The following is an 18,564-nucleotide window of genomic DNA, read 5'->3' as shown; positions in this document are numbered from 1 at the left end:
TTTCTTTTTTGATATCTTTTCTCTTTCATCAACTTCCATATAAAAAAGAGAACCAGACTGCACATAGGTTTCTTCCCCTATATACAGTCTGGTTCTCTGATTCCATCATTCATTTCTGGTAATAAGTCAATAAATCAGACATTCCATTACTCTTCCGCATCCATCTCCGCCTTAATCTCAACCTCGCAGTCTGCCATTGCCTGTAATGTCATAGTGAGCAGTTTCTGTAATTCCCAGCCGAGTTGTTCGGCGCCTCGCTCGATGACTTCTCTGGAGCATCCTGCTGCGAAGCCTTTGCTTTTATATTTCTTCTTGAGGGATTTGAGTTCCATGTCTTTTGTGCTTTTGGATGGTCTCATAAGTGCTGCTGCCCAGATAAGTCCTGTAAGTTCGTCCGCCGCAAAGAGTACTTTTTCCATTTCGTGTTCCGGTGCTACATCAATGGTTGCGCCACATCCCACTGTGATGCCGTAGCCGTGGGATACAACTGAATGGATTACGTCTTCGCCTACGCCTGCTTCGCGGAGCATTTCCGGAGCTTTCAGACAGTGTTCTTCCGGATATAGTTCAAAGTCGATGTCGTGGAGGAGTCCTACAATTCCCCAGTATTCTGCATCTTCGCCATAGCCAAGTTCATTGGCATACCATTTCATTACTGCTTCTACAGTCAGGGCATGCTGAATGTGGAAGGGATCCTTGTTGTATTTTTTTAATAATGTAAATGCCTCGTCTCGTGTTATTGTCTTCATTTGTCACTCCTCATATCTGAATTGTCAGGTGGATAAAATCACCTGCTTTACTGCTTGTTTATAACTGAATAACTGCTCTGCAGTTTATCTGTCAATCTGGATCTGACATGCTTCCATTGCTTTCAGTGCATTCTCATGGCTTTCCGGTGTTACGCCTGCGCAGCATTTAGCGTCTACGATGATCGGAACTTCCGGGAGAGATGCTTTTGCCAGAAGTGCATTGGAAATAACACAGATGTCTGTGCATAAACCTACGAATGTGATACTTTCGATTTCATTATCCTCATTCATTGCCACCAGTTCTCCTGCAAGATCTGTGGAACCAAAGGTTTCTTTGTCAATGGGTTCTGTTTTTCTGAGTGCATCTAATTCGCTTCTGATCTGCCATCCTTCAGTGTCACGGATACAGTGCGGTACAGGAAGCTTCTTTCCTTCCTGGGTGTCGAGATAGTAAGTTTCATGGGTATCTCTGGTAAAAAGAATAACTCCATCAAAATTTTCGATTTTCTCTTTTACACCAGGTACAATGGCAACTGCCTCTTTTGTTCCAAGAGCTCCGTCAATGAAGTCATTCTGCATGTCTACGACTACTAATACTTTCTGCATATTTCCTTCCCTTCGTTCTTTCTGCACATTTTTTCAGATAATCCCATAAAATCTCTGGAAACGTGTGCTGTTATTATTTGTTATTACTATACAGCAACAAAATATTTTTGTACAGGCAGAAGTGCCAGTTTTACTATAGCAATTCCATAAAATATCAATCATCTCTATTTTGCAGTATATTTTTCAAATCTGTACTTCTGTTTAATATCCGGATATTTCTCTCTGTCTACTTCACTCATGAACATATCATAGGGTCTGGCGCAGATTTTGAAAGGTGCGTAGAGTGCCTGATAAATCATCAGTTTTTCACCATTTTCTGTGTGATGGGCTACTGCAAGGACTTTATAGAGATATTCGGAAGTATCCGGGGATACCCATTCTCTTTTGAAATGCTGCACAATGTCGCCTGCATGGATATCGTGTTCCGGTGTCTTCGAAGTGTTTTCATTTTCCGCACTGTCAGGTTCTTCCGGTTCTGTGTTGAGTTCCATATATTCTTCTTTATCAAGGGAAACCGGGATTCCGGAGCGGCCATTGATGTGGACGCCGCCATACCAGGTGCCTGTGACCTCACAAATATCGCCTACTTCGTATTCCATGCTACAGCCATTATTTTTCTTTATGATTCTGATTTTTGTCATTTTATCATCTCCTAGCATATAGTTCTTATTTCATGCAACCAAAAAAGTACTGATTTCACGCTCTAACACGTTAGATTATATTCTCTAGCAAGTTCTTCATTTAAAACAACCACCTCAACGCCCCATATTTTTCTGACCTTAAGCAATCTGGCTCTTAATTCTGCCAATGGCCCGGCTAGCCACGTAATATCTTCTGCGTTTTTCCTGATTCTGGTATAACGCTCACTTTAATGCCACCCCGATTTCTTCTCGATACAACTGACGGAATGTATCCATAATTGCATTATGTTCCAACAATTCAAATTCCGGCGCTATCTCACATAATACTTTGCTGTTTTCATTTTTATATAAGGAAATGTACTGCACTTTGCTGTCCTGTCTCCGCTTTACTTCAATATATTTAGATAAAAAATAGTCATGTGTAGAAACAAAAATCTGTACACCTTCTGTCTCCAGCATGATCAACAATTCAGCTAGCACCGGAATATATTTCGGATTGATATTTGCTTCTGGCTCGTCCCAAAACAAAACGGATCCCTTCTCCAGTGTCCCGTTTTTTATCAACTGCCATAAAAGAGCAATTTTACGTAATCCTTCTGCTACCAAATTAAATTCTAACTTTGCCTGTGTACCAGGTTTTAAATAAAAACGATCCTCATGCAATGTTACTTTCCCATTACTGATTTTCTGTAAAATATCCAGATATTTTTTCCTTACAGTTGAATCCACTCCTCTGGAAATATCAATTTTGGCAGCCGCAATAATATCCAGATACGTATCATCAAATTCCACATTTCCCATTTTTACTGCAGCATCCAGATTCCAGGCATTTGATAAAATCTCTTTTGCCGGAATAAATACGCTTGTGAGATCAGACATCTGCTTTTCCCATTTCTCTTCTGAATTAATCTCTGCATCCCATTTTCGTGTCTTGGTTGAAAATGTCATTCCTATTTTGGCAGTATCAGATTCCACAGAAACCATGGCTTTATTGCTTCCACTCTTTCCTCTGTTTACCAGACGTCCAATTCCAGACTGATCAGGACGAAATAACATTGTTGTTTTCTGCGAAAAAGACACATCATGTTTAGAAGCCTGACATGCTGCATAGGCTAATTTCATAATATGAGTCTTTCCTACACCATTTTCACCAACTAATACATTTAATCCTTCGCAAAAAGGAATCTTTATATCTTCAAATACCGTAAAATTCTCTGCTGCAATCTTTGTTAATGGCATTTCCATCACCTCAATATTTCCATTTTTATAAATCAGTTCATTATATCTGTTGCACGACAATATAATATAAAGTAACTTCTATAATAATTTTATATTATAACACATATAAATATGTCAAACAGCTATTTTCTTCAATATAATATTGTAAAATCTGAAAGCTTGTAAAAGGCTATAACTATCACTTCCAGCTCTTCCAGATCTCCGGCTGATATCCTACTGTCGCCTGTTTTCCGTTTCTTACCACAGGGACTTTGATGATGCTCTGGTTTTCGAGGATTTTCTCTGCTTTGTCTTCCTCTGCAATATAAGTAATCAATGCCAGCAGGTCTTTATCCTTGCAGTCAGTATCTATCAGCTTGTTATAACCACCAATTGCCTTGCAGACAGATTGGAATTCACCTTTACTTAAGCCTTTTTCTTTCATATCTATAAACTGATATTTAATTCCCCGTTCTTTGAAATAGCGTTCTGCTTTCTTGCTGTCAAAGTTTTTCTTTGTACCAAAAATCTGTATATTCATAGTCTAATGCTTTCTCCCATTTTTTTAAGAATTATTGTTCCTGCTATATTTTCTCTTTTCCTGCCTGTTCATTTTAAATTTCCATCCATTTCACATTTTTTTCAAATTCTCACCACATATTTCTCACATTTTCCGGTTATATTATTACTTGTACAGAGCAAAGAGTAATTGCAAATAAAACTTTTTCTTTTTCATACTTTTGCCGGGAATCCATAAGGTTCCCGGCCTCCTTCTTTTATTCCGTTATTTTTTATTCCGTTAGATTTTCTTTTTAATATGGTTATAGATGTTCAGTCCTTTTGTCTGTCCGTATTTGGAAATGATAGATCTGTAAATCTGCTGTTTTCTGTTTTTGTCTTCTGCGTTTTTTTCCACAGTTGTTGAAACATAATTTACCACTTCCTTTGGCATGCCTGCCTTGTCGAGAACCAATACCAGTTCCTGCTGTAATTTCTTTGTTCCGGCATTCATGTCAATTATCTTTTGTTTTGGCTTTTTTGTATTCTGCTTCTCTGATTGTTTGGCAGACTGCTTTTCAGGTTGTTCATTCAACTGTTTTTCTGTTTTTTGACCGGATTGTTCGATCATCTGTCCGTCTTTTTCTTTGACGGTCTGTTTTTTTACCTGTTTCCTTGTATGCACCTGTTTTCCGGAAATCTTCTCATTTCTGGAGACTTTCACATCTTTTTCTGTTTTCCAGAACTCTATAATATGGTCAAAGCCTGTATCCTTGCTGATTACAACAATTTTACATTCTCCATCCTGACCTATGCACTCTTTTCCTATCAGATATCCCAGATAAGAGCCCAGATGCATATCTGCAGACTGATTTCCTGTCGGTACTTTATGTGTGACCAGTTTTGACTCTCCATGATCATTGATAATATCAAGGTCTATTTTTCTGCTGTTATCTGTATAAAAAAGATGGATAATATCTGTTTCCCGTAATTTGCCACATCCTTTGAAGCCTTCACTTCCTACATTTTCATAATCAATTAAATAATAAGTTTTGATAATCTTCATCCTCTCTTTATTTGTTACTGCTCACTCCGCAATGTAACCTTTATTTTCTCTGCTGTATAATACTCTGTCATTTTTCAGCCGGATAATTCTTTCCTATTTTAACATGCATCTTTTATCAGCACAACCACATAGTGGCAGCTTTCCTGGTTAGTATTTCCTGGTTGTCTTTCCTGCCTGTTCCAGTCAGACAGAATATTATCATATCCACGAATAGTATTCCCATATTGCCACTATAATAAATTTACATACCTTTTGTGAAAAATGACGGATTTTTCATCAAATTCCAGTTGATAAATCTTTAACAAAATTCAAAAAAACGCAAAAATCCTGTTGATTTTAAGCGTTAAATATGTATAATAGTAAAAGAGAAGCGATACCCATTCGCTTTTATGGTAAGGTATCTTAAGCCTGTTTAAACAGGCGCTTTCATTAACGAAGAAAAGAGGTTAAACGTAAGATGGCAAAAATCGATTTAAGCAAGTATGGCATTACCGGAACTACAGAAATTGTCTACAACCCTTCTTATGAAGTATTATTTGAAGAAGAAACCAAACCGGAACTGGAAGGCTTTGAAAAAGGTCATGTCAGCGAACTTGGTGCAGTTAACGTTATGACAGGTATCTACACAGGACGTTCTCCTAAAGATAAATACATCGTTATGGATGAGAACTCCAAAGATACAGTATGGTGGACAACAGACGAATACAAAAACGATAACCATCCTGCAACTCAGGAAGCATGGAATGCAGTAAAAGAAATCGCTAAAAAAGAGCTCTCCAACAAGAGACTTTTCGTAGTAGATGCATTCTGCGGTGCTAACAAAGATACTCGTATGGCTATCCGTTTCATCGTTGAAGTTGCTTGGCAGGCACATTTCGTAACAAATATGTTCATCCAGCCAACAGCTGAAGAACTTGAAAACTTCGAGCCAGATTTCGTTGTATACAACGCTTCCAAAGCTAAAGTTGAAAACTATAAAGAATTAGGCCTTAACTCTGAAACAGCTGTAATGTTCAACATCACAACTAAAGAGCAGGTTATCGTAAACACATGGTACGGCGGAGAAATGAAGAAAGGTATGTTCTCTATGATGAACTACTTCCTTCCACTTAAAGGCATGGCTTCCATGCACTGCTCTGCAAACACAGATATGAACGGCGAAAATACAGCTATCTTCTTCGGTCTTTCCGGAACAGGTAAAACTACTCTTTCCACAGACCCGAAACGTCTCCTGATCGGTGATGACGAGCATGGCTGGGATGACAACGGCGTATTCAACTTCGAAGGCGGATGCTACGCTAAGGTTATCAACCTTGACAAAGAATCTGAGCCGGACATCTACAATGCGATCAAACGTAACGCTCTTCTTGAGAACGTAACACTTGATGCTGAAGGCAAGATTGATTTCGCAGATAAGAGCGTAACAGAGAATACTCGTGTATCTTATCCGATCAACCACATTAAAAACATCGTTCGCCCGATCTCTTCTGCACCGGCAGCTAAGAACGTAATCTTCCTGTCTGCAGATGCTTTCGGAGTACTTCCTCCGGTATCTATCCTGACAGAAGCTCAGACTCAGTACTATTTCCTGTCTGGATTCACAGCTAAACTTGCTGGTACAGAGCGTGGAATCACAGAGCCTACACCTACATTCTCTGCTTGCTTCGGACAGGCATTCCTTGAACTGCATCCGACAAAATACGCAGAAGAACTTGTTAAGAAGATGGAAAAGAGCGGAGCAAAAGCTTACCTCGTTAACACAGGATGGAACGGAACTGGAAAACGTATCTCCATCAAAGATACTCGTGGTATCATCGATGCAATCCTTAACGGAGATATCCTTAATGTTCCTACTAAGAAGATTCCATTCTTCGATTTCGAAGTTCCTACAGAGCTTAATGGCGTAGACACAGGTATCCTTGATCCTCGTGACACATATGCTGACGCTTCTGAATGGGAAGAAAAAGCGAAAGATCTTGCTGGAAGATTCATCAAGAACTTTGCTAAATACGAAGGAAACGCTGCTGGTAAAGCACTTGTTGCAGCTGGTCCTCAGTTATAATTATAATTGCTGAATTAAAGTTAATTATAATTAAATTATAATTTTATTGTCCAAATGAGTACGAAAGGGATGCGAGTAATTCGCATCCCTTTTTCATGTTGTTTCGGTGGTCAAGCGGATATTCGCAATCCGCTTCGCTACAGGGCTCTGAGTTTTTCTGCCACTTTCTCATATGCGGGTACCGGAACGTGATATTCTTCTCCCATTCTTACTACTTCGTAAACTAATCCGTCAATTTCGGACTGTTTTCCTGCCATGATATCCCGCTGCATGGAAGTGGTTGCTTCCGGTGCGAGGTTGGAAAGGATTTTTAAATTTACTTCTGCCATATCTTTCTGGAAAGGAACTCCCATGGCTTCTGCAAGTGCTGCGATTTCTTTTATCATGGTCTTAAAAAGTTCTCTGGTTTCGCCTTCTTTCTGGAAATCTGCGGCAGTTGCGTGGTAATAGAGTCCTGCTGCCCCGATCGGGGATACATAGGAAAATTTCTCCAGTGCTTCACGGCGGATGTTTTCCGAAAGAGTCCCGTCGATATGACTGTCACAGAGGTCTTTCTGAATCTCTTTCAGTTCCGGTCGGAATTCTGCTTTGTCTCTTACGCCGAATACAATGTGCAGGATCTGTCCATGCTGGAGAAGTTTTCCCGGTTCTTTAATGTTGGCAGAAACATAGATGCAGCCGTCCGTTACCAGAAGATCCGGCAGTTCTTTCTGCATTTTTCCACCTGTTCCATATATATTCAACACTGGAATTACAATAGTATTTTTCCTGGCAATGCGTTTGATAAACGGAATCGTTTCCTGTAAGGAATAGCCTTTTACGCAGACAAAAATTACGTCCGGATGCTCTGCATAATGCTCCATATCTGTAGCAGGAATGCTTATGTTTTCCTCTGTTTTATCCCACATTTTCTCCAATGTAAGACCCTGTTTCTGGATCTTTTTCAGGTGTTCGCCTCTCGCGATCAGGGTTACGTCCTTGCCTGCTTTTTTCATATAATATCCGGTAACACCACCGGTTCCTCCGGCTCCAATGATTAAGTATTTCATATTTATTTTCTGCCCCGCTTTCATTGTTTTGATTCTTATATCATAGCACAATTGCAATTTTTCTTCAGTATATTTTATGCATTACGCTGACATAATTTTGCATTGACAGTTTATTTTTTGCCCTGTAATATCAATGGTATCAATATCAGAATATATTACGCAGGAAAAGTATTAAGATGGAACGATATCTGGAATTTAGAATAGATGAACAAACTACAGAACTTAAAATGGAAGCATTTCTGAAAAAGAATGCAGGACTTACAAAACGGCAGATCAGCCAGGCGAAGTTTCGACCGGACGGGATTACCAGAAACGGAGTTCGCTGTCGTGTAACTGAGACAATATATCCAGGCGATGTGATCTGCGTTTGTCTGGAGGAAGCCGGGACTGCTTCTGCGCATCTTGAAAATTATAATGACGGAATCAGAAGTAAGGATTTGTCGGATTTCCATTCCAACAGAGCTTCAGCTCCAGTTTCCGAAACTTCTTTTTCTCTGAATATTTTATATGAAGATACGGATATTCTGGCGGTTGATAAACCGGCAGGAATGGTTACGCATCCAACGGGAATGCATTATACAGACAGCCTCTCCAATCTTGTTGCCGGTTACTTTCGAGAGAAAAATGAACAGGTCTGTGTCCGCCCGGTGGGGCGGCTGGATCAGGAGACTTCCGGGATTGTGGTTTTTGCCAAAAATCAGGTAGCAGCTTCAAGACTTCAATCTGTAAAATCTCCATGCAAAATTCACAAGCAATATCTTGCCGCTGTATCCGATACTTTGCCTGTAGATATGCCTGGCGTCTGGCATACCTTAGATTTACCGCTGATGCAGGACCCGGAGAATCATCTGAAAATGAAAACTGCTGCTGATCTTTCCTTACATTCATCTGCATTATCGGGAAAAATCAAAACAGCAGTTACTCATTATCATACTCTTTTTTCCAGTCAGGACTGGTCGCTTATCACACTTAAGCTGGATACCGGACGTACCCACCAGATCCGTGTCCATATGGCATCCACAGGACATCCTTTGCTTGGAGATACTCTTTATCATTCAGACGATAAAATATCTTCCTGTGCTTCCTTTTCCAGGGCAGCCCTTCATGCATGGAAAGTTTCTTTTCAGCATCCTTTCAGAGATGAAATGCTCCTTCTGGAAGCACCATTACCTTTCGATTTTCGTGAACTGGTTTCACTTTCAGGGTCTGACCTGTTGTCTATTTAAGCTTCAAGTTCTTTGATCAGATTTACCATTTCAATGGCACTGAGTGCACAGTCATAGCCTTTATTTCCTGCTTTTGTACCTGCGCGTTCAATTGCCTGCTCGATGTTTTCTGTGGTAAGTACTCCGAATAATACCGGAACTCCTGTTTCCAGTGATACTGATGCAATCCCTTTGGAAACCTCATTGCATACATAATCATAATGACTGGTATTTCCACGAATCACAGCACCTACGCAGATAACCGCATCATACTTTCCACTTTTTGCCATTTTAGACGCGATCAGTGGGATTTCAAAAGCACCTGGTACCCACGCTACCTGGATGTCCTCTTCTTTTACATTGTGACGTGTCAACCCATCCATGGCACCACTTACCAGCTTGGAAGTTATAAATTCATTGAAGCGGGCTGCTACAATTCCTACTTTCATTCCATCTGATACTAATTTTCCTTCTAATGTTTTCATTTTTTCTGGTCCTTTCATCTGTAAATTTATATTTTTTAACCTGTACAGGTTTTTATATACGGTAAATTTTATTTTCGGGAACGTTATCGTTATATATGAAAATCCCCGCTGTATTTAATACTTCAGAATATGTCCCATTCGTAATTGTTTTGTCTTAAGATAACGCAGATCATACGCTGTGGCATTCATCTGTATCGGAACTCTCTGTTTGATCCTGATGCCAAATTCTTCCAACTGATAAACTTTATCCGGGTTATTTGTCAGCAGCCGCAGCTCTTTTACCCCAAGATTTCTCAGAATCTGCGCACCAATGTAGTATTCTCTTTCGTCTCCGGCAAATCCAAGTGCCAGATTCGCTTCGAGTGTATCCATTCCCTGTTCCTGAAGTTCATAGGCACGAAGTTTATTGATCAGTCCGATTCCTCTTCCTTCCTGTCTCATATAAAGGAGTATCCCTCTGCCTTCTTCCTCAATCTGGGCCATCGCCGCTGCAAACTGCTGTCCGCAGTCACAACGCTGTGATCCAAAAACGTCTCCTGTCAGGCACTCTGAATGCACACGGCACAGGACGTTTTCTCCAGCTCCGATTTCACCTTTTACCAGTGCTACATGATGTTCCCCATTCAGGCGGTTTACAAATCCATACGCCATAAACTCTCCGTATCTGGTCGGCATTTTTGTGGTCGTCACGCGATCCACCAGAATATCATGGCATTTACGATAATTCTGAATATCTTTAATTGTTATGAATTTAAGATTCCACTTTCCGGCAAGTTCCCGTAACTCAGAAGTCCGCATCATAGTGCCGTCTTCTCTCATAATTTCACAGCACAGCCCGCACTGTTTTAACCCTGCAAGTCTGCACAGGTCTACAGTTGCCTCTGTATGTCCGTTTCTTTCCAGAACACCGTTCTTCTTCGCCAGAAGTGGAAACATATGTCCGGGGCGTCTGAAATCTTCGGGTTTTGCATTCTCATCCACACATTTCATGGCAGTAACAGAACGTTCTGCCGCAGAGATTCCTGTAGTGGTGCTGATATGGTCTACGGAAACAGTAAAAGCAGTTTCGTGATTATCTGAATTTTCTGCTACCATCTGCGGGAACTGCAGTTTTCTTACATATTCCTCAGACATTGGCATACAGATAAGTCCTTTTCCGTGAGTTGCCATAAAGTTAATATTTTCTGTTGTGGCAAACTCTGCTGCACAGATAAAATCTCCTTCATTCTCTCTGTCCGGATCATCCGTTACCAGAATAATTTTTCCATTCCGAAGTTCTTCCAGAGCTTCTTCTACTGAATCAAATCCGTTCATTTTTTCTCTCCTTATGCAATGTATTTTTCTGATACAATATATTTTTCTGTTGTTAAGAGGGCAAAATCATTCGTATTGGCTGCTTATCTGGTTCGTGTCAGGCAGATAAAACATCCACTGTACAGTTCTGCATCAATCGAATAACCGCTTTGTGGTTAATTCTGTCAAAAGCCATACTTGTTCAGAAAATCCCGTGTAATATTACTTTTTATCGGCTGTTCTTTCACAGGCGTTATTAATTTTTCCACGTATTTTCCAATTATGTCTGTCTCCAGATTGACGATATCTCCTTCTTTGCGTTCTCCGAGGACTGTAATCTTTACTGTATGAGGAATTGCAGAAATGGAAAAGTCTGTTTCTGAGACTTTTGCCACTGTAAGACTGATTCCATCAACTGTTACAGAACCTTTTGTCACAATATATTTCATAATTTGTGGTGAAGCCTGAATGGTGTACCAGACAGCATTATCATCTCTGCGAATTTCCGTGATTTTTCCTGTTCCATCCACATGCCCGGCAACAATGTGTCCTCCAAATCTTCCATTTGCAGGCATTGCCCTTTCCAGATTTACATGCTGTCCCAAAGAAAGCTGAATCAGCGCAGAACGATTCAATGTCTCATGCATCACATCTGCTGTAAAACCATCTTCCAGACATGCAGTTACAGTGAGGCAGATTCCATTTACAGCTACACTGTCCCCTGTTCTCAGATCATCCAGAATTTTCTCTGCCCGTATCGTAAATACTGCTGAATTTGCTCCTTTTTTTATTTTTTTCACAGTTCCCAGTTCTTCAACAATTCCCGTGAACATTACTCTTCACCTCACTCTCTATAAGAAAATCATCTCCTATTCTGATTATTTCGCTGTTTTTTAATAATATTGCGCTGGCAGGATCAGGAAATCCTTTTCCTTCTATCGGTGTCTTTGCACTTTCTCCCCCAAAAAGTTTGGGTGCTATATAGGTCTGGACTTTCTGAACAATACCGCTTTCGAGTGCTGACCAGTTTAAAGTGCCTCCTCCTTCCAGTAAGATACTGTCTATCTTTGCAGCTCCCAGAAGTTCCATTAGTCTGTTTAAATCTATGTGTCCGTTTTTTTCCGGGACATCCAGAACTTTACATCCCATATCTTCATAATTCTTTATCTTCTGCTGGTCTTTACTGCTGGTTGCAAAGATTGTTGGAATTGTCGCTGCTGTTCTTACAATCTTAGATGTCAGTGGTGTTCTCAGATGGGAATCACAGATAATACGCACAGGATTTCTGCCGTTTTCCAGTCTACAGGTGAGCATCGGATCATCTGCCAGCACGGTTCCCACTCCAACCATAATTCCTGTATATTTCAGTCGCTGTTTCTGTACATGAATTCTGGCAGCTTCTCCTGTCACCCATTTAGATTCACCTGTATAAGCGGCAATTTTCCCATCCATAGTCATTGCATATTTCATGACCACATACGGTTTTTTATTTTGGATGTAATAAAAGAATACTTCATTCAATTTATCGCACTCTTCTTTTAAAATATTTTCTGTTACTTCAATTCCATGATCCTTCAAAATCCGGATTCCTTTTCCTGCAACCAGCGGATTAGGATCTGATGATCCGATGATCACGCGTCTGATTCCGGCCTCCAGGATTGCATTCACGCATGGAGGCTGTTTTCCATAATGGCAGCAGGGTTCTAAAGTAACATATATAGATGCTCCTTCGGGTTCTTCCGTACATGCTGCCAGAGCTTCTCTCTCCGCATGGAGTTCACCGTATTTTCTGTGATATCCCTGACCAATGATCCTTCCGTTTTTAACGATCACAGCACCTACCATCGGATTAGGTGCTGTAAAACCCATTCCTTTTTGCGCCAGTTCCAAAGCCATTTTCATGTACTGCCTGTCCTGTTCCATATCCGTTATATTTTTCAATCCATCATCTCCTGCTCTTTTATAACAATTCCATAAAAATTCCATAAAATAAAGCCCCGGTGTTTTTTCAACATCCAGGGCTTGGTAATTAATATTTGATATGAATTATCTTCCGATGAATCTGACTCTTTATTTCATCACTGAAATCACTTTAATTGATATAAAAAAGCTCTGGAATAAATTAATTATTCCAGAGCAGTCAGCTTTCACAGATCAGTTAATTCTTCTGTATCTCTACTGTTATCTTCTTTCATCCAGACTGTACTGTCGGCTTCGGAATCGCACCGAATCATGCCTTATGGCTCGTGGGCTTTACCACCGGTAGGGAATTGCACCCTGCCCTGAAGATCTTATTTTATTTTTATCAGCAATTTTTGCGATTTATCTTGCTGATGTCTGACAGTATACTCTCAACTTTTATCTCTGTCAAGATTTTTTTCAGGAAAGTAATCTTCTTACCATATCTGCATTAAATGTCACACCTGTCAGGTGATCTACTTCAATCTGGTACAGGGCATTGGCTGCGATATGCTCTGCTGCCTGTTCCAGATCACGAATACCGCTTGTATTTTTATGCAACTCAACGATGGCATTCAGACCCTCTTCTGTTACTACGCATTCTTCTGCCTTGAGGCTCATGCGTTTCAGAACTTTCGGAAGAACATATTTGGAGAAGATGATCTTCTTCTCTTCTGATGTATAATCCGGGATATCGATCACTGCAAAACGGGACATAAGAGGTGCGCTGATCTGGGATTTATCGTTTGCCGTAGCAATGGGATAAACGCCCACTGTGGGCACCATACATTCCATATAGTTATCTGTAAATCCAAGGTTGTCAAGCAGAGTAAGAAGTACGTCTGCAGGGTTTCCGTTGCCCTTACCTGACGCTGCTTTATCAAGCTCGTTGATAATAAATACAAGGTTGGATTCTCCTGCTGCTGAGAAAGCTTCCATGATGATTCCGGGCTTTGCGTTTGCATAGATTCTGGAACTTCCTGTAAGCTGTTCCGGATCATTGATGGAACTCATATCCAGAGTTGTCCAAGGCAGTTTCAGGATACGGGCAACTGCGTATGCAATCTGGGATTTACCTGTACCTGCAGGGCCTACAAGGAGAAGTCCGTATGCAGGAAGTGTATGGGTACGGTTGATCTGGATGATGGTTTCAATGATACGCTGCTTTACAGATTCCATTCCGTAGAGTTCCTCATCAAGAATCCTGCGCGCTTCCTGAGGATCGATTGCTTCAAAGTAGTTATTCTTCCACTGAATGTTCATCATAATGGACAGTGCACGCTGAGCGTGGCGTCTCTCTTCCGGAGATACCTCATGAGAGCGGGCAACTGCAAGGTTTCTTCGAGCCCAGAGACGAATATTATCCGGCAGAGTTCTTCCGGCACAGGTCATAAAGTCAGTGATGCTCTGAATGCTTGTCAGCTTCATCTCGTCCCCTGTTTCTTCCTCATCTTCATCCTCAACAATCTCTGCAGGTGCACTGCTTGCAAGAAGTCTCTCGATCATAAACTGAAGAAATCCGTCCTCTGCGGAAAGTTTCGTGCCGCCGCCAAAAGCAGTTTCACGAATCTTATAAACTGCATAACCGTTCTCTTTATTCTCTCCTGAAAGGCGCACATTGATATGATTCTCCCCAAGCCATTTCAGAAGACTTACAAATCTTGAATCAATACTGATGATATCTGCACTGAAAACGCCGTCATCCTCTTTAAATTCAAAGGATGTACGTTTGATTGGATTAGTAAAAATACCGCAGGAATGATGTTTCCACTGACGGCTGCTGTTATCCAGAATCATGATCGGTTTCTCAGGGGAAGTCTCCTTTTCATTAGACTGGAAAGTAGTGTAGGTACATTCAGACTGTACACCTGGTTTCTTGTCTGAAGCACCGCTGAAATCAAATACTGGCATGGTAAATACTCCTTTTATCTTATCATACAACGCATGACATATTTCTGTTACGCATCTCTGCAATCCTGCCGGAAGCTATTTATTATTCTAGCAGAATCTTTTCTTTTAATCAATTCTGTAAATGTATTTATTGCATAAATATTCAATAAATTATATCCTCATTTATTCCCCCAAAATCATTGACGGTAACATTCGCAGGCCTTATAATAGTAGTAACTGAGAATTTCCAGAAACTCTCTGGAAAATCGGAATTTACTTTTAGGAGAGCAAAATGAGCAAAATTATTTTAACCGGTGACCGCCCAACAGGCCGCCTTCATGTTGGACATTATGTTGGTTCATTATCCGAGCGTGTTCGTTTACAGAACTCCGGCTTATATGATGAAATTTATATTATGATCGCAGATGCACAGGCATTAACAGATAACGCTGAACACCCTGAGAAAGTTCGCCAGAACATCCTTCAGGTTGCCCTGGATTATCTTGCATGCGGCATTGATCCTGAGAAGTCCACTATCTTTATCCAGTCTATGGTTCCGGAGCTTACAGAGCTTACTTTTTATTATATGAACCTTGTTACTGTAGCACGTGTACAGCGTAACCCTACAGTTAAATCCGAGATCCAGATGCGTAATTTCGAGGCAAGCATCCCTGTCGGTTTCTTCTGCTATCCGATCAGCCAGGCTGCAGACATCACTGCATTCCGCGCTACTACTGTTCCGGTTGGCGAAGATCAGCTTCCAATGCTCGAGCAGTGCAAGGAGATCGTCCACAAATTTAATACTGTTTATGGCGAAACTCTGACAGAGCCTGAGATTATTCTGCCATCCAATAAAGCATGCTTACGTCTGCCAGGTATTGACGGAAAAGCAAAAATGAGCAAATCTCTCGGAAACTGCATCTACCTTTCAGATGAAGAAGCTGATGTTAAGAAGAAGGTTATGTCCATGTTCACAGACCCGAATCATCTTCGTGTGGAAGATCCGGGACGTGTGGAAGGAAACCCTGTATTTATTTATCTGGACGCATTCTGCAAACCGGAATATTTTGCAGAGTTCCTGCCTGAATATCAGAATCTGGATGAACTGAAAGCCCATTATACACGCGGTGGTCTGGGTGATGTCAAGGTTAAGAAATTCCTGAATAAAGTACTCCAGGCAGAGCTTTCTCCAATCCGCGAGAGACGTAAATACTGGGAGCAGCATCTTGATGATGTATATGATATCCTCAAAGAGGGAAGCAGGGTTGCTGAAGCAAAAGCTGCACAGACACTTCATGATGTTCGTTCAGCAATGCAGATCAACTACTTTGATGATAACAGCTTAATCAAATAATTATATGCCGGTGGCTACAGCGACCGACAACAATGCGTAAATAAGAAATTCAAACGCAAGATTGTTCAAAAAGTCAACTTATTGGCACATCAAAACAGGTTCAGACAAAAGCATTCTGCTCACGTCTGAACCTGTTCTGTTATTTCTTCACTGACTTTCTTTTCAATCTATTTTACAGATAAAATCTATCCGATATCTTTCATATCTGATACCATTTGATCTCATTTGCCTCCATATGTAACCGGAAGCTGCTTCCATCACCTCTGTAAACTACTGTATCCTGTGGTTCGTAAGTGTTGTTGACTACGCAGTATTTTCCATTTTTTACGTAAGCATGTACTTCTACATTGTAGTTGGTTGAATACCAGCAGTGAAGTTCTTCCTCTGCGGATGCTGACCAAAGGACTGCACGATAAAGCACGCGGCTGTTCTTGAAGCTGTACGGAAGTCCGCTGATATAAACGCCTCTTCCTTTACCGAAAGTCTTTACAGCCATCTGCACTTCCTGGTCTTTCTGGATTAAGATTTCTGTTTCCGGCAAGGCATAAATGTTCTTCTTACCTTCACCGAAATCAACCTCGCCTTCTGCATCTTTAAGGATGAAATGATCTCTGTGTTCTTCCCAGTTATATTTATCTGTATTCAGGTTAAATCCATGTTCTTCTTCTACTCCAAGTACATCATCTAACTGAATGAATCTGCCCTGCCACTGATGTGCTGCCGGTTCTCCTACACCGATAAATCCACCGCCATTATATACATATTCTCTGACTGCTGTGATGATTGTTTCGTCGATCCAGTTCTCGCCGCCTGACTGTGCAGTGTCCGCATCTCCTACATTGATCACTACGTCAAATTTCTTCAGAAGATCTTTGTCTGCTTTGATATCGTCAAAGCTGATAAATGATACATCAAACGGTGCGCCGCTTAATGCTTCGATAATTCCGAAATAAGAATAATTCTGTTTGTAATAGATGGCGTGATGTACCATATGGTTACCCCATGAGCGCATCTTTCCCCAACAGTTCAGGACTGCTACCCGTTTTACGCAATAAGGAGTCGTTCCCTGAATGTTATCATATAAAGTGCGGAACTCTTCGCAGACTTCTTTGATGTACTGTACAAAATCCGGGAATTCCAGGGCAAGTTTCAGATATCCGCCGTATCCGATTCTCTGGATCGGGCTTCGAAGGATTGCTCTTCTTGCTGTTACCCAGTTCACTTTTGCCTCCTTTACAGGATCGCCGCCTTCATGGAATGTATCCGGGAAAAAGTATGGCAGGAATCTTCCTTCTGTATATTTTACATTCTTAATATCACTGAATAGACGCAATGTCGCACCATTTCCAACACTTCCAACTACAGCATCCAGTCCGATGGATGCAAATTCGTCCATAAACGGTTCCATGCCAATCCAGTGATCTCCCATAAACATCATGGCTTCTTTTCCGTATTCATGTACGATATCTACCATCTCTTTGGCAAGTTTCGCAACTTCACGTCTCTGAAATGCCTGAAAATCTTTGAATTCTTTTGAGGGAATCCGGTAGGTATTGTTCATGTATCCCTGGTCAATGATATATTCCGGTCTGAAAGGATAACCCACTTCTTTCTCAAACTGCTCCAGAATATATGGGCTGACTGAAGCGGAATAGCCAAACCAGTCTACATATTTCTCTCTTGCAAGTTCATCAAATATAAGAGTAAACTGATGGAAAAATGTAGTAAAGCGCACAACATCCACATACTCATGAGTATCCAGAAATCTGCGCAGACGTTCCAGGGAATAAGCTTTTGTTTTCGGCTGGCGCACATCAAATGTAATCTGCGGTTCCACATCTTTCCAGTCATTTACTACTGCATTGTACATGTGTACCGGATCCCACATGATATATGCCAGGAAGCTTACAGTGTATTCATGAAACAGCTTTGCAGCTCTGATCACTACATTACCGGTTTCTTCATCATAGCTCCACAGCTCTGTTGATACCGGTTCCCCGGTAGTACGGTCTATAACTTCCCACCATCTGTAGATATCATCTCTTGTATTCACCGCCAGCATATCCGGATATAAATGATCCATCAGATGAATTTTCAGCTTATCCTCTGTTGCTGTATGGAAGGATGTCATGATATACATCTGCTGGATTTCCTCAGGATGTGCCTTTGCCCATTCATTATCCTTACGGGTTGTATAATAGGTTGCATATATCTTGGAGCCAGTATCTTTTAATTCCTTCGGAAATTCTGTTCCGTCACAGTCACGAATCGCATCTGCACCCCATTCATCCAGTATCTCCAGTGTCTGTGGCACTACGTCCAGATTGGTTGGTATTGTTACACGACCTTTTTTCATTGTTGTTTGTCTCCTCTCTCTGTATAAACCTGTCTTACTTTTTACTTATCTGACCTGATTCTGCTCTTTCTTGCGCCTTATCTGTCTATAGAATACGTTCTTTCCAAAACATTTTCAATTCTCTTTTTGCTTT

Annotated in this window: 16 protein-coding genes and 1 riboswitch; of the genes, 3 read left to right on the top strand and 13 right to left on the bottom strand. The window is 40.9% G+C overall.

Going from position 1 to position 18,564, the window contains the following annotated elements; all coding sequences use genetic code 11:
- Positions 1-146: 146 nt before the first annotated feature.
- From I4V44_RS02045 to I4V44_RS02020, 6 genes are all read right to left on the bottom strand, one after another.
- A complete protein-coding gene (locus tag I4V44_RS02045) occupies positions 147-749 on the bottom strand; it encodes an HDIG domain-containing metalloprotein (protein ID WP_118574643.1) in 603 nt (200 codons plus the stop codon).
- An 84-nt stretch (positions 750-833) separates the two neighbouring features.
- Entirely contained in the window at positions 834-1,355 is a 522-nt protein-coding gene (locus I4V44_RS02040) for a cysteine hydrolase family protein (RefSeq protein ID WP_118574645.1), read from the bottom strand.
- Positions 1,356-1,519: 164 nt separating this feature from the next.
- The gene (locus tag I4V44_RS02035) at positions 1,520-1,996 is read right to left on the bottom strand and encodes a DUF1653 domain-containing protein (protein ID WP_196002230.1); all 477 of its coding nucleotides are present in this window, start codon (positions 1,994-1,996) and stop codon (positions 1,520-1,522) included.
- Positions 1,997-2,218: 222 nt separating this feature from the next.
- A complete protein-coding gene (locus I4V44_RS02030) occupies positions 2,219-3,235 on the bottom strand; it encodes an AAA family ATPase (protein WP_055149463.1) in 1,017 nt (338 codons plus the stop codon).
- 178 nt (positions 3,236-3,413) lie between these two features.
- Positions 3,414-3,755, bottom strand: a complete 342-nt coding sequence (locus I4V44_RS02025) for an arsenate reductase family protein (protein WP_055052464.1) — start codon at positions 3,753-3,755, stop codon at positions 3,414-3,416.
- Positions 3,756-4,013: 258 nt separating this feature from the next.
- The gene (locus I4V44_RS02020; protein WP_118571557.1) at positions 4,014-4,778 is read right to left on the bottom strand and encodes a PIN domain-containing protein; all 765 of its coding nucleotides are present in this window, start codon (positions 4,776-4,778) and stop codon (positions 4,014-4,016) included.
- Between the two features lie 457 nt (positions 4,779-5,235).
- Between I4V44_RS02020 and pckA the strand changes: the two genes are divergently transcribed.
- Positions 5,236-6,840 (top strand): phosphoenolpyruvate carboxykinase (ATP), encoded by a 1,605-nt coding sequence (pckA, locus tag I4V44_RS02015; RefSeq protein ID WP_196002229.1) that lies wholly within the window; start codon positions 5,236-5,238, stop codon positions 6,838-6,840.
- A gap of 137 nt (positions 6,841-6,977) precedes the next feature.
- On the opposite strand, the gene I4V44_RS02010 is transcribed toward pckA, so the two are convergent.
- Positions 6,978-7,889 (bottom strand): ketopantoate reductase family protein, encoded by a 912-nt coding sequence (locus tag I4V44_RS02010; RefSeq protein ID WP_196002228.1) that lies wholly within the window; start codon positions 7,887-7,889, stop codon positions 6,978-6,980.
- Positions 7,890-8,065: 176 nt separating this feature from the next.
- On the opposite strand from I4V44_RS02010, the gene I4V44_RS02005 reads away from it, so the two are divergent.
- Positions 8,066-9,115 (top strand): RluA family pseudouridine synthase, encoded by a 1,050-nt coding sequence (locus tag I4V44_RS02005; RefSeq protein WP_118569819.1) that lies wholly within the window; start codon positions 8,066-8,068, stop codon positions 9,113-9,115.
- Here the strand turns inward: I4V44_RS02005 and ribH are convergent.
- The 5 genes from ribH to I4V44_RS01980 all read right to left on the bottom strand — a co-directional run bounded on the left by ribH (position 9,112) and on the right by I4V44_RS01980 (position 14,742).
- Positions 9,112-9,579: a 6,7-dimethyl-8-ribityllumazine synthase gene (gene ribH / locus I4V44_RS02000; protein ID WP_025579513.1), complete on the bottom strand. Its 468-nt coding sequence runs from the start codon at positions 9,577-9,579 to the stop codon at positions 9,112-9,114. The two genes, I4V44_RS02005 and ribH, sit on opposite strands and share 4 nt — an antisense overlap.
- Positions 9,580-9,693: 114 nt before the next feature.
- Positions 9,694-10,893: a bifunctional 3,4-dihydroxy-2-butanone-4-phosphate synthase/GTP cyclohydrolase II gene (locus I4V44_RS01995; RefSeq protein WP_128867701.1), complete on the bottom strand. Its 1,200-nt coding sequence runs from the start codon at positions 10,891-10,893 to the stop codon at positions 9,694-9,696.
- A gap of 164 nt (positions 10,894-11,057) precedes the next feature.
- On the bottom strand, positions 11,058-11,705 hold the full coding sequence (gene ribE, locus I4V44_RS01990) for a riboflavin synthase (RefSeq protein WP_118341682.1): 648 nt from the start codon (positions 11,703-11,705) through the stop codon (positions 11,058-11,060).
- On the bottom strand, positions 11,686-12,795 hold the full coding sequence (gene ribD, locus I4V44_RS01985; protein ID WP_196002238.1) for a bifunctional diaminohydroxyphosphoribosylaminopyrimidine deaminase/5-amino-6-(5-phosphoribosylamino)uracil reductase RibD: 1,110 nt from the start codon (positions 12,793-12,795) through the stop codon (positions 11,686-11,688). Before ribD ends, ribE begins: the two co-directional genes overlap by 20 nt.
- A 256-nt stretch (positions 12,796-13,051) precedes the next feature.
- Positions 13,052-13,166: riboswitch (FMN riboswitch) on the bottom strand.
- A gap of 85 nt (positions 13,167-13,251) precedes the next feature.
- The gene (locus I4V44_RS01980) at positions 13,252-14,742 is read right to left on the bottom strand and encodes an AAA family ATPase (RefSeq protein WP_118137324.1); all 1,491 of its coding nucleotides are present in this window, start codon (positions 14,740-14,742) and stop codon (positions 13,252-13,254) included.
- A gap of 271 nt (positions 14,743-15,013) precedes the next feature.
- Here I4V44_RS01980 and trpS point away from each other — a divergent pair, with 271 nt between their 5' ends.
- Positions 15,014-16,075 (top strand): tryptophan--tRNA ligase, encoded by a 1,062-nt coding sequence (gene trpS / locus I4V44_RS01975; protein ID WP_118669951.1) that lies wholly within the window; start codon positions 15,014-15,016, stop codon positions 16,073-16,075.
- Positions 16,076-16,274: 199 nt separating this feature from the next.
- Here the strand turns inward: trpS and gnpA are convergent, their stop codons facing one another.
- Positions 16,275-18,431 (bottom strand): 1,3-beta-galactosyl-N-acetylhexosamine phosphorylase, encoded by a 2,157-nt coding sequence (gene gnpA, locus I4V44_RS01970; RefSeq protein WP_118669950.1) that lies wholly within the window; start codon positions 18,429-18,431, stop codon positions 16,275-16,277.
- Positions 18,432-18,564 lie beyond the last annotated feature (133 nt).

The organism is Blautia sp. 1001283B150304_161114_C9, assembly GCF_015668165.1.
GTDB lineage: Bacteria > Bacillota > Clostridia > Lachnospirales > Lachnospiraceae > Blautia_A > Blautia_A wexlerae.
This window is presented reverse-complemented; position numbering and strand designations above follow the sequence as displayed.

Excerpts from the sequence above, each read along its gene's own strand:
- I4V44_RS02045 (WP_118574643.1), bottom strand. The coding sequence starts at position 749 with ATGAAGACAATAACACGAGACGAGGCATTTACATTATTAAAAAAATAC.
- I4V44_RS02040 (WP_118574645.1), bottom strand. The coding sequence starts at position 1,355 with ATGCAGAAAGTATTAGTAGTCGTAGACATGCAGAATGACTTCATTGAC.
- I4V44_RS02035 (WP_196002230.1), bottom strand. The coding sequence starts at position 1,996 with ATGACAAAAATCAGAATCATAAAGAAAAATAATGGCTGTAGCATGGAA.
- I4V44_RS02030 (WP_055149463.1), bottom strand. The coding sequence starts at position 3,235 with ATGCCATTAACAAAGATTGCAGCAGAGAATTTTACGGTATTTGAAGAT.
- I4V44_RS02025 (WP_055052464.1), bottom strand. The coding sequence starts at position 3,755 with ATGAATATACAGATTTTTGGTACAAAGAAAAACTTTGACAGCAAGAAA.
- I4V44_RS02020 (WP_118571557.1), bottom strand. The coding sequence starts at position 4,778 with ATGAAGATTATCAAAACTTATTATTTAATTGATTATGAAAATGTAGGA.
- pckA (WP_196002229.1), top strand. The coding sequence starts at position 5,236 with ATGGCAAAAATCGATTTAAGCAAGTATGGCATTACCGGAACTACAGAA.
- I4V44_RS02010 (WP_196002228.1), bottom strand. The coding sequence starts at position 7,889 with ATGAAATACTTAATCATTGGAGCCGGAGGAACCGGTGGTGTTACCGGA.
- I4V44_RS02005 (WP_118569819.1), top strand. The coding sequence starts at position 8,066 with ATGGAACGATATCTGGAATTTAGAATAGATGAACAAACTACAGAACTT.
- ribH (WP_025579513.1), bottom strand. The coding sequence starts at position 9,579 with ATGAAAACATTAGAAGGAAAATTAGTATCAGATGGAATGAAAGTAGGA.
- I4V44_RS01995 (WP_128867701.1), bottom strand. The coding sequence starts at position 10,893 with ATGAACGGATTTGATTCAGTAGAAGAAGCTCTGGAAGAACTTCGGAAT.
- ribE (WP_118341682.1), bottom strand. The coding sequence starts at position 11,705 with ATGTTCACGGGAATTGTTGAAGAACTGGGAACTGTGAAAAAAATAAAA.
- ribD (WP_196002238.1), bottom strand. The coding sequence starts at position 12,795 with ATGGAACAGGACAGGCAGTACATGAAAATGGCTTTGGAACTGGCGCAA.
- I4V44_RS01980 (WP_118137324.1), bottom strand. The coding sequence starts at position 14,742 with ATGCCAGTATTTGATTTCAGCGGTGCTTCAGACAAGAAACCAGGTGTA.
- trpS (WP_118669951.1), top strand. The coding sequence starts at position 15,014 with ATGAGCAAAATTATTTTAACCGGTGACCGCCCAACAGGCCGCCTTCAT.
- gnpA (WP_118669950.1), bottom strand. The coding sequence starts at position 18,431 with ATGAAAAAAGGTCGTGTAACAATACCAACCAATCTGGACGTAGTGCCA.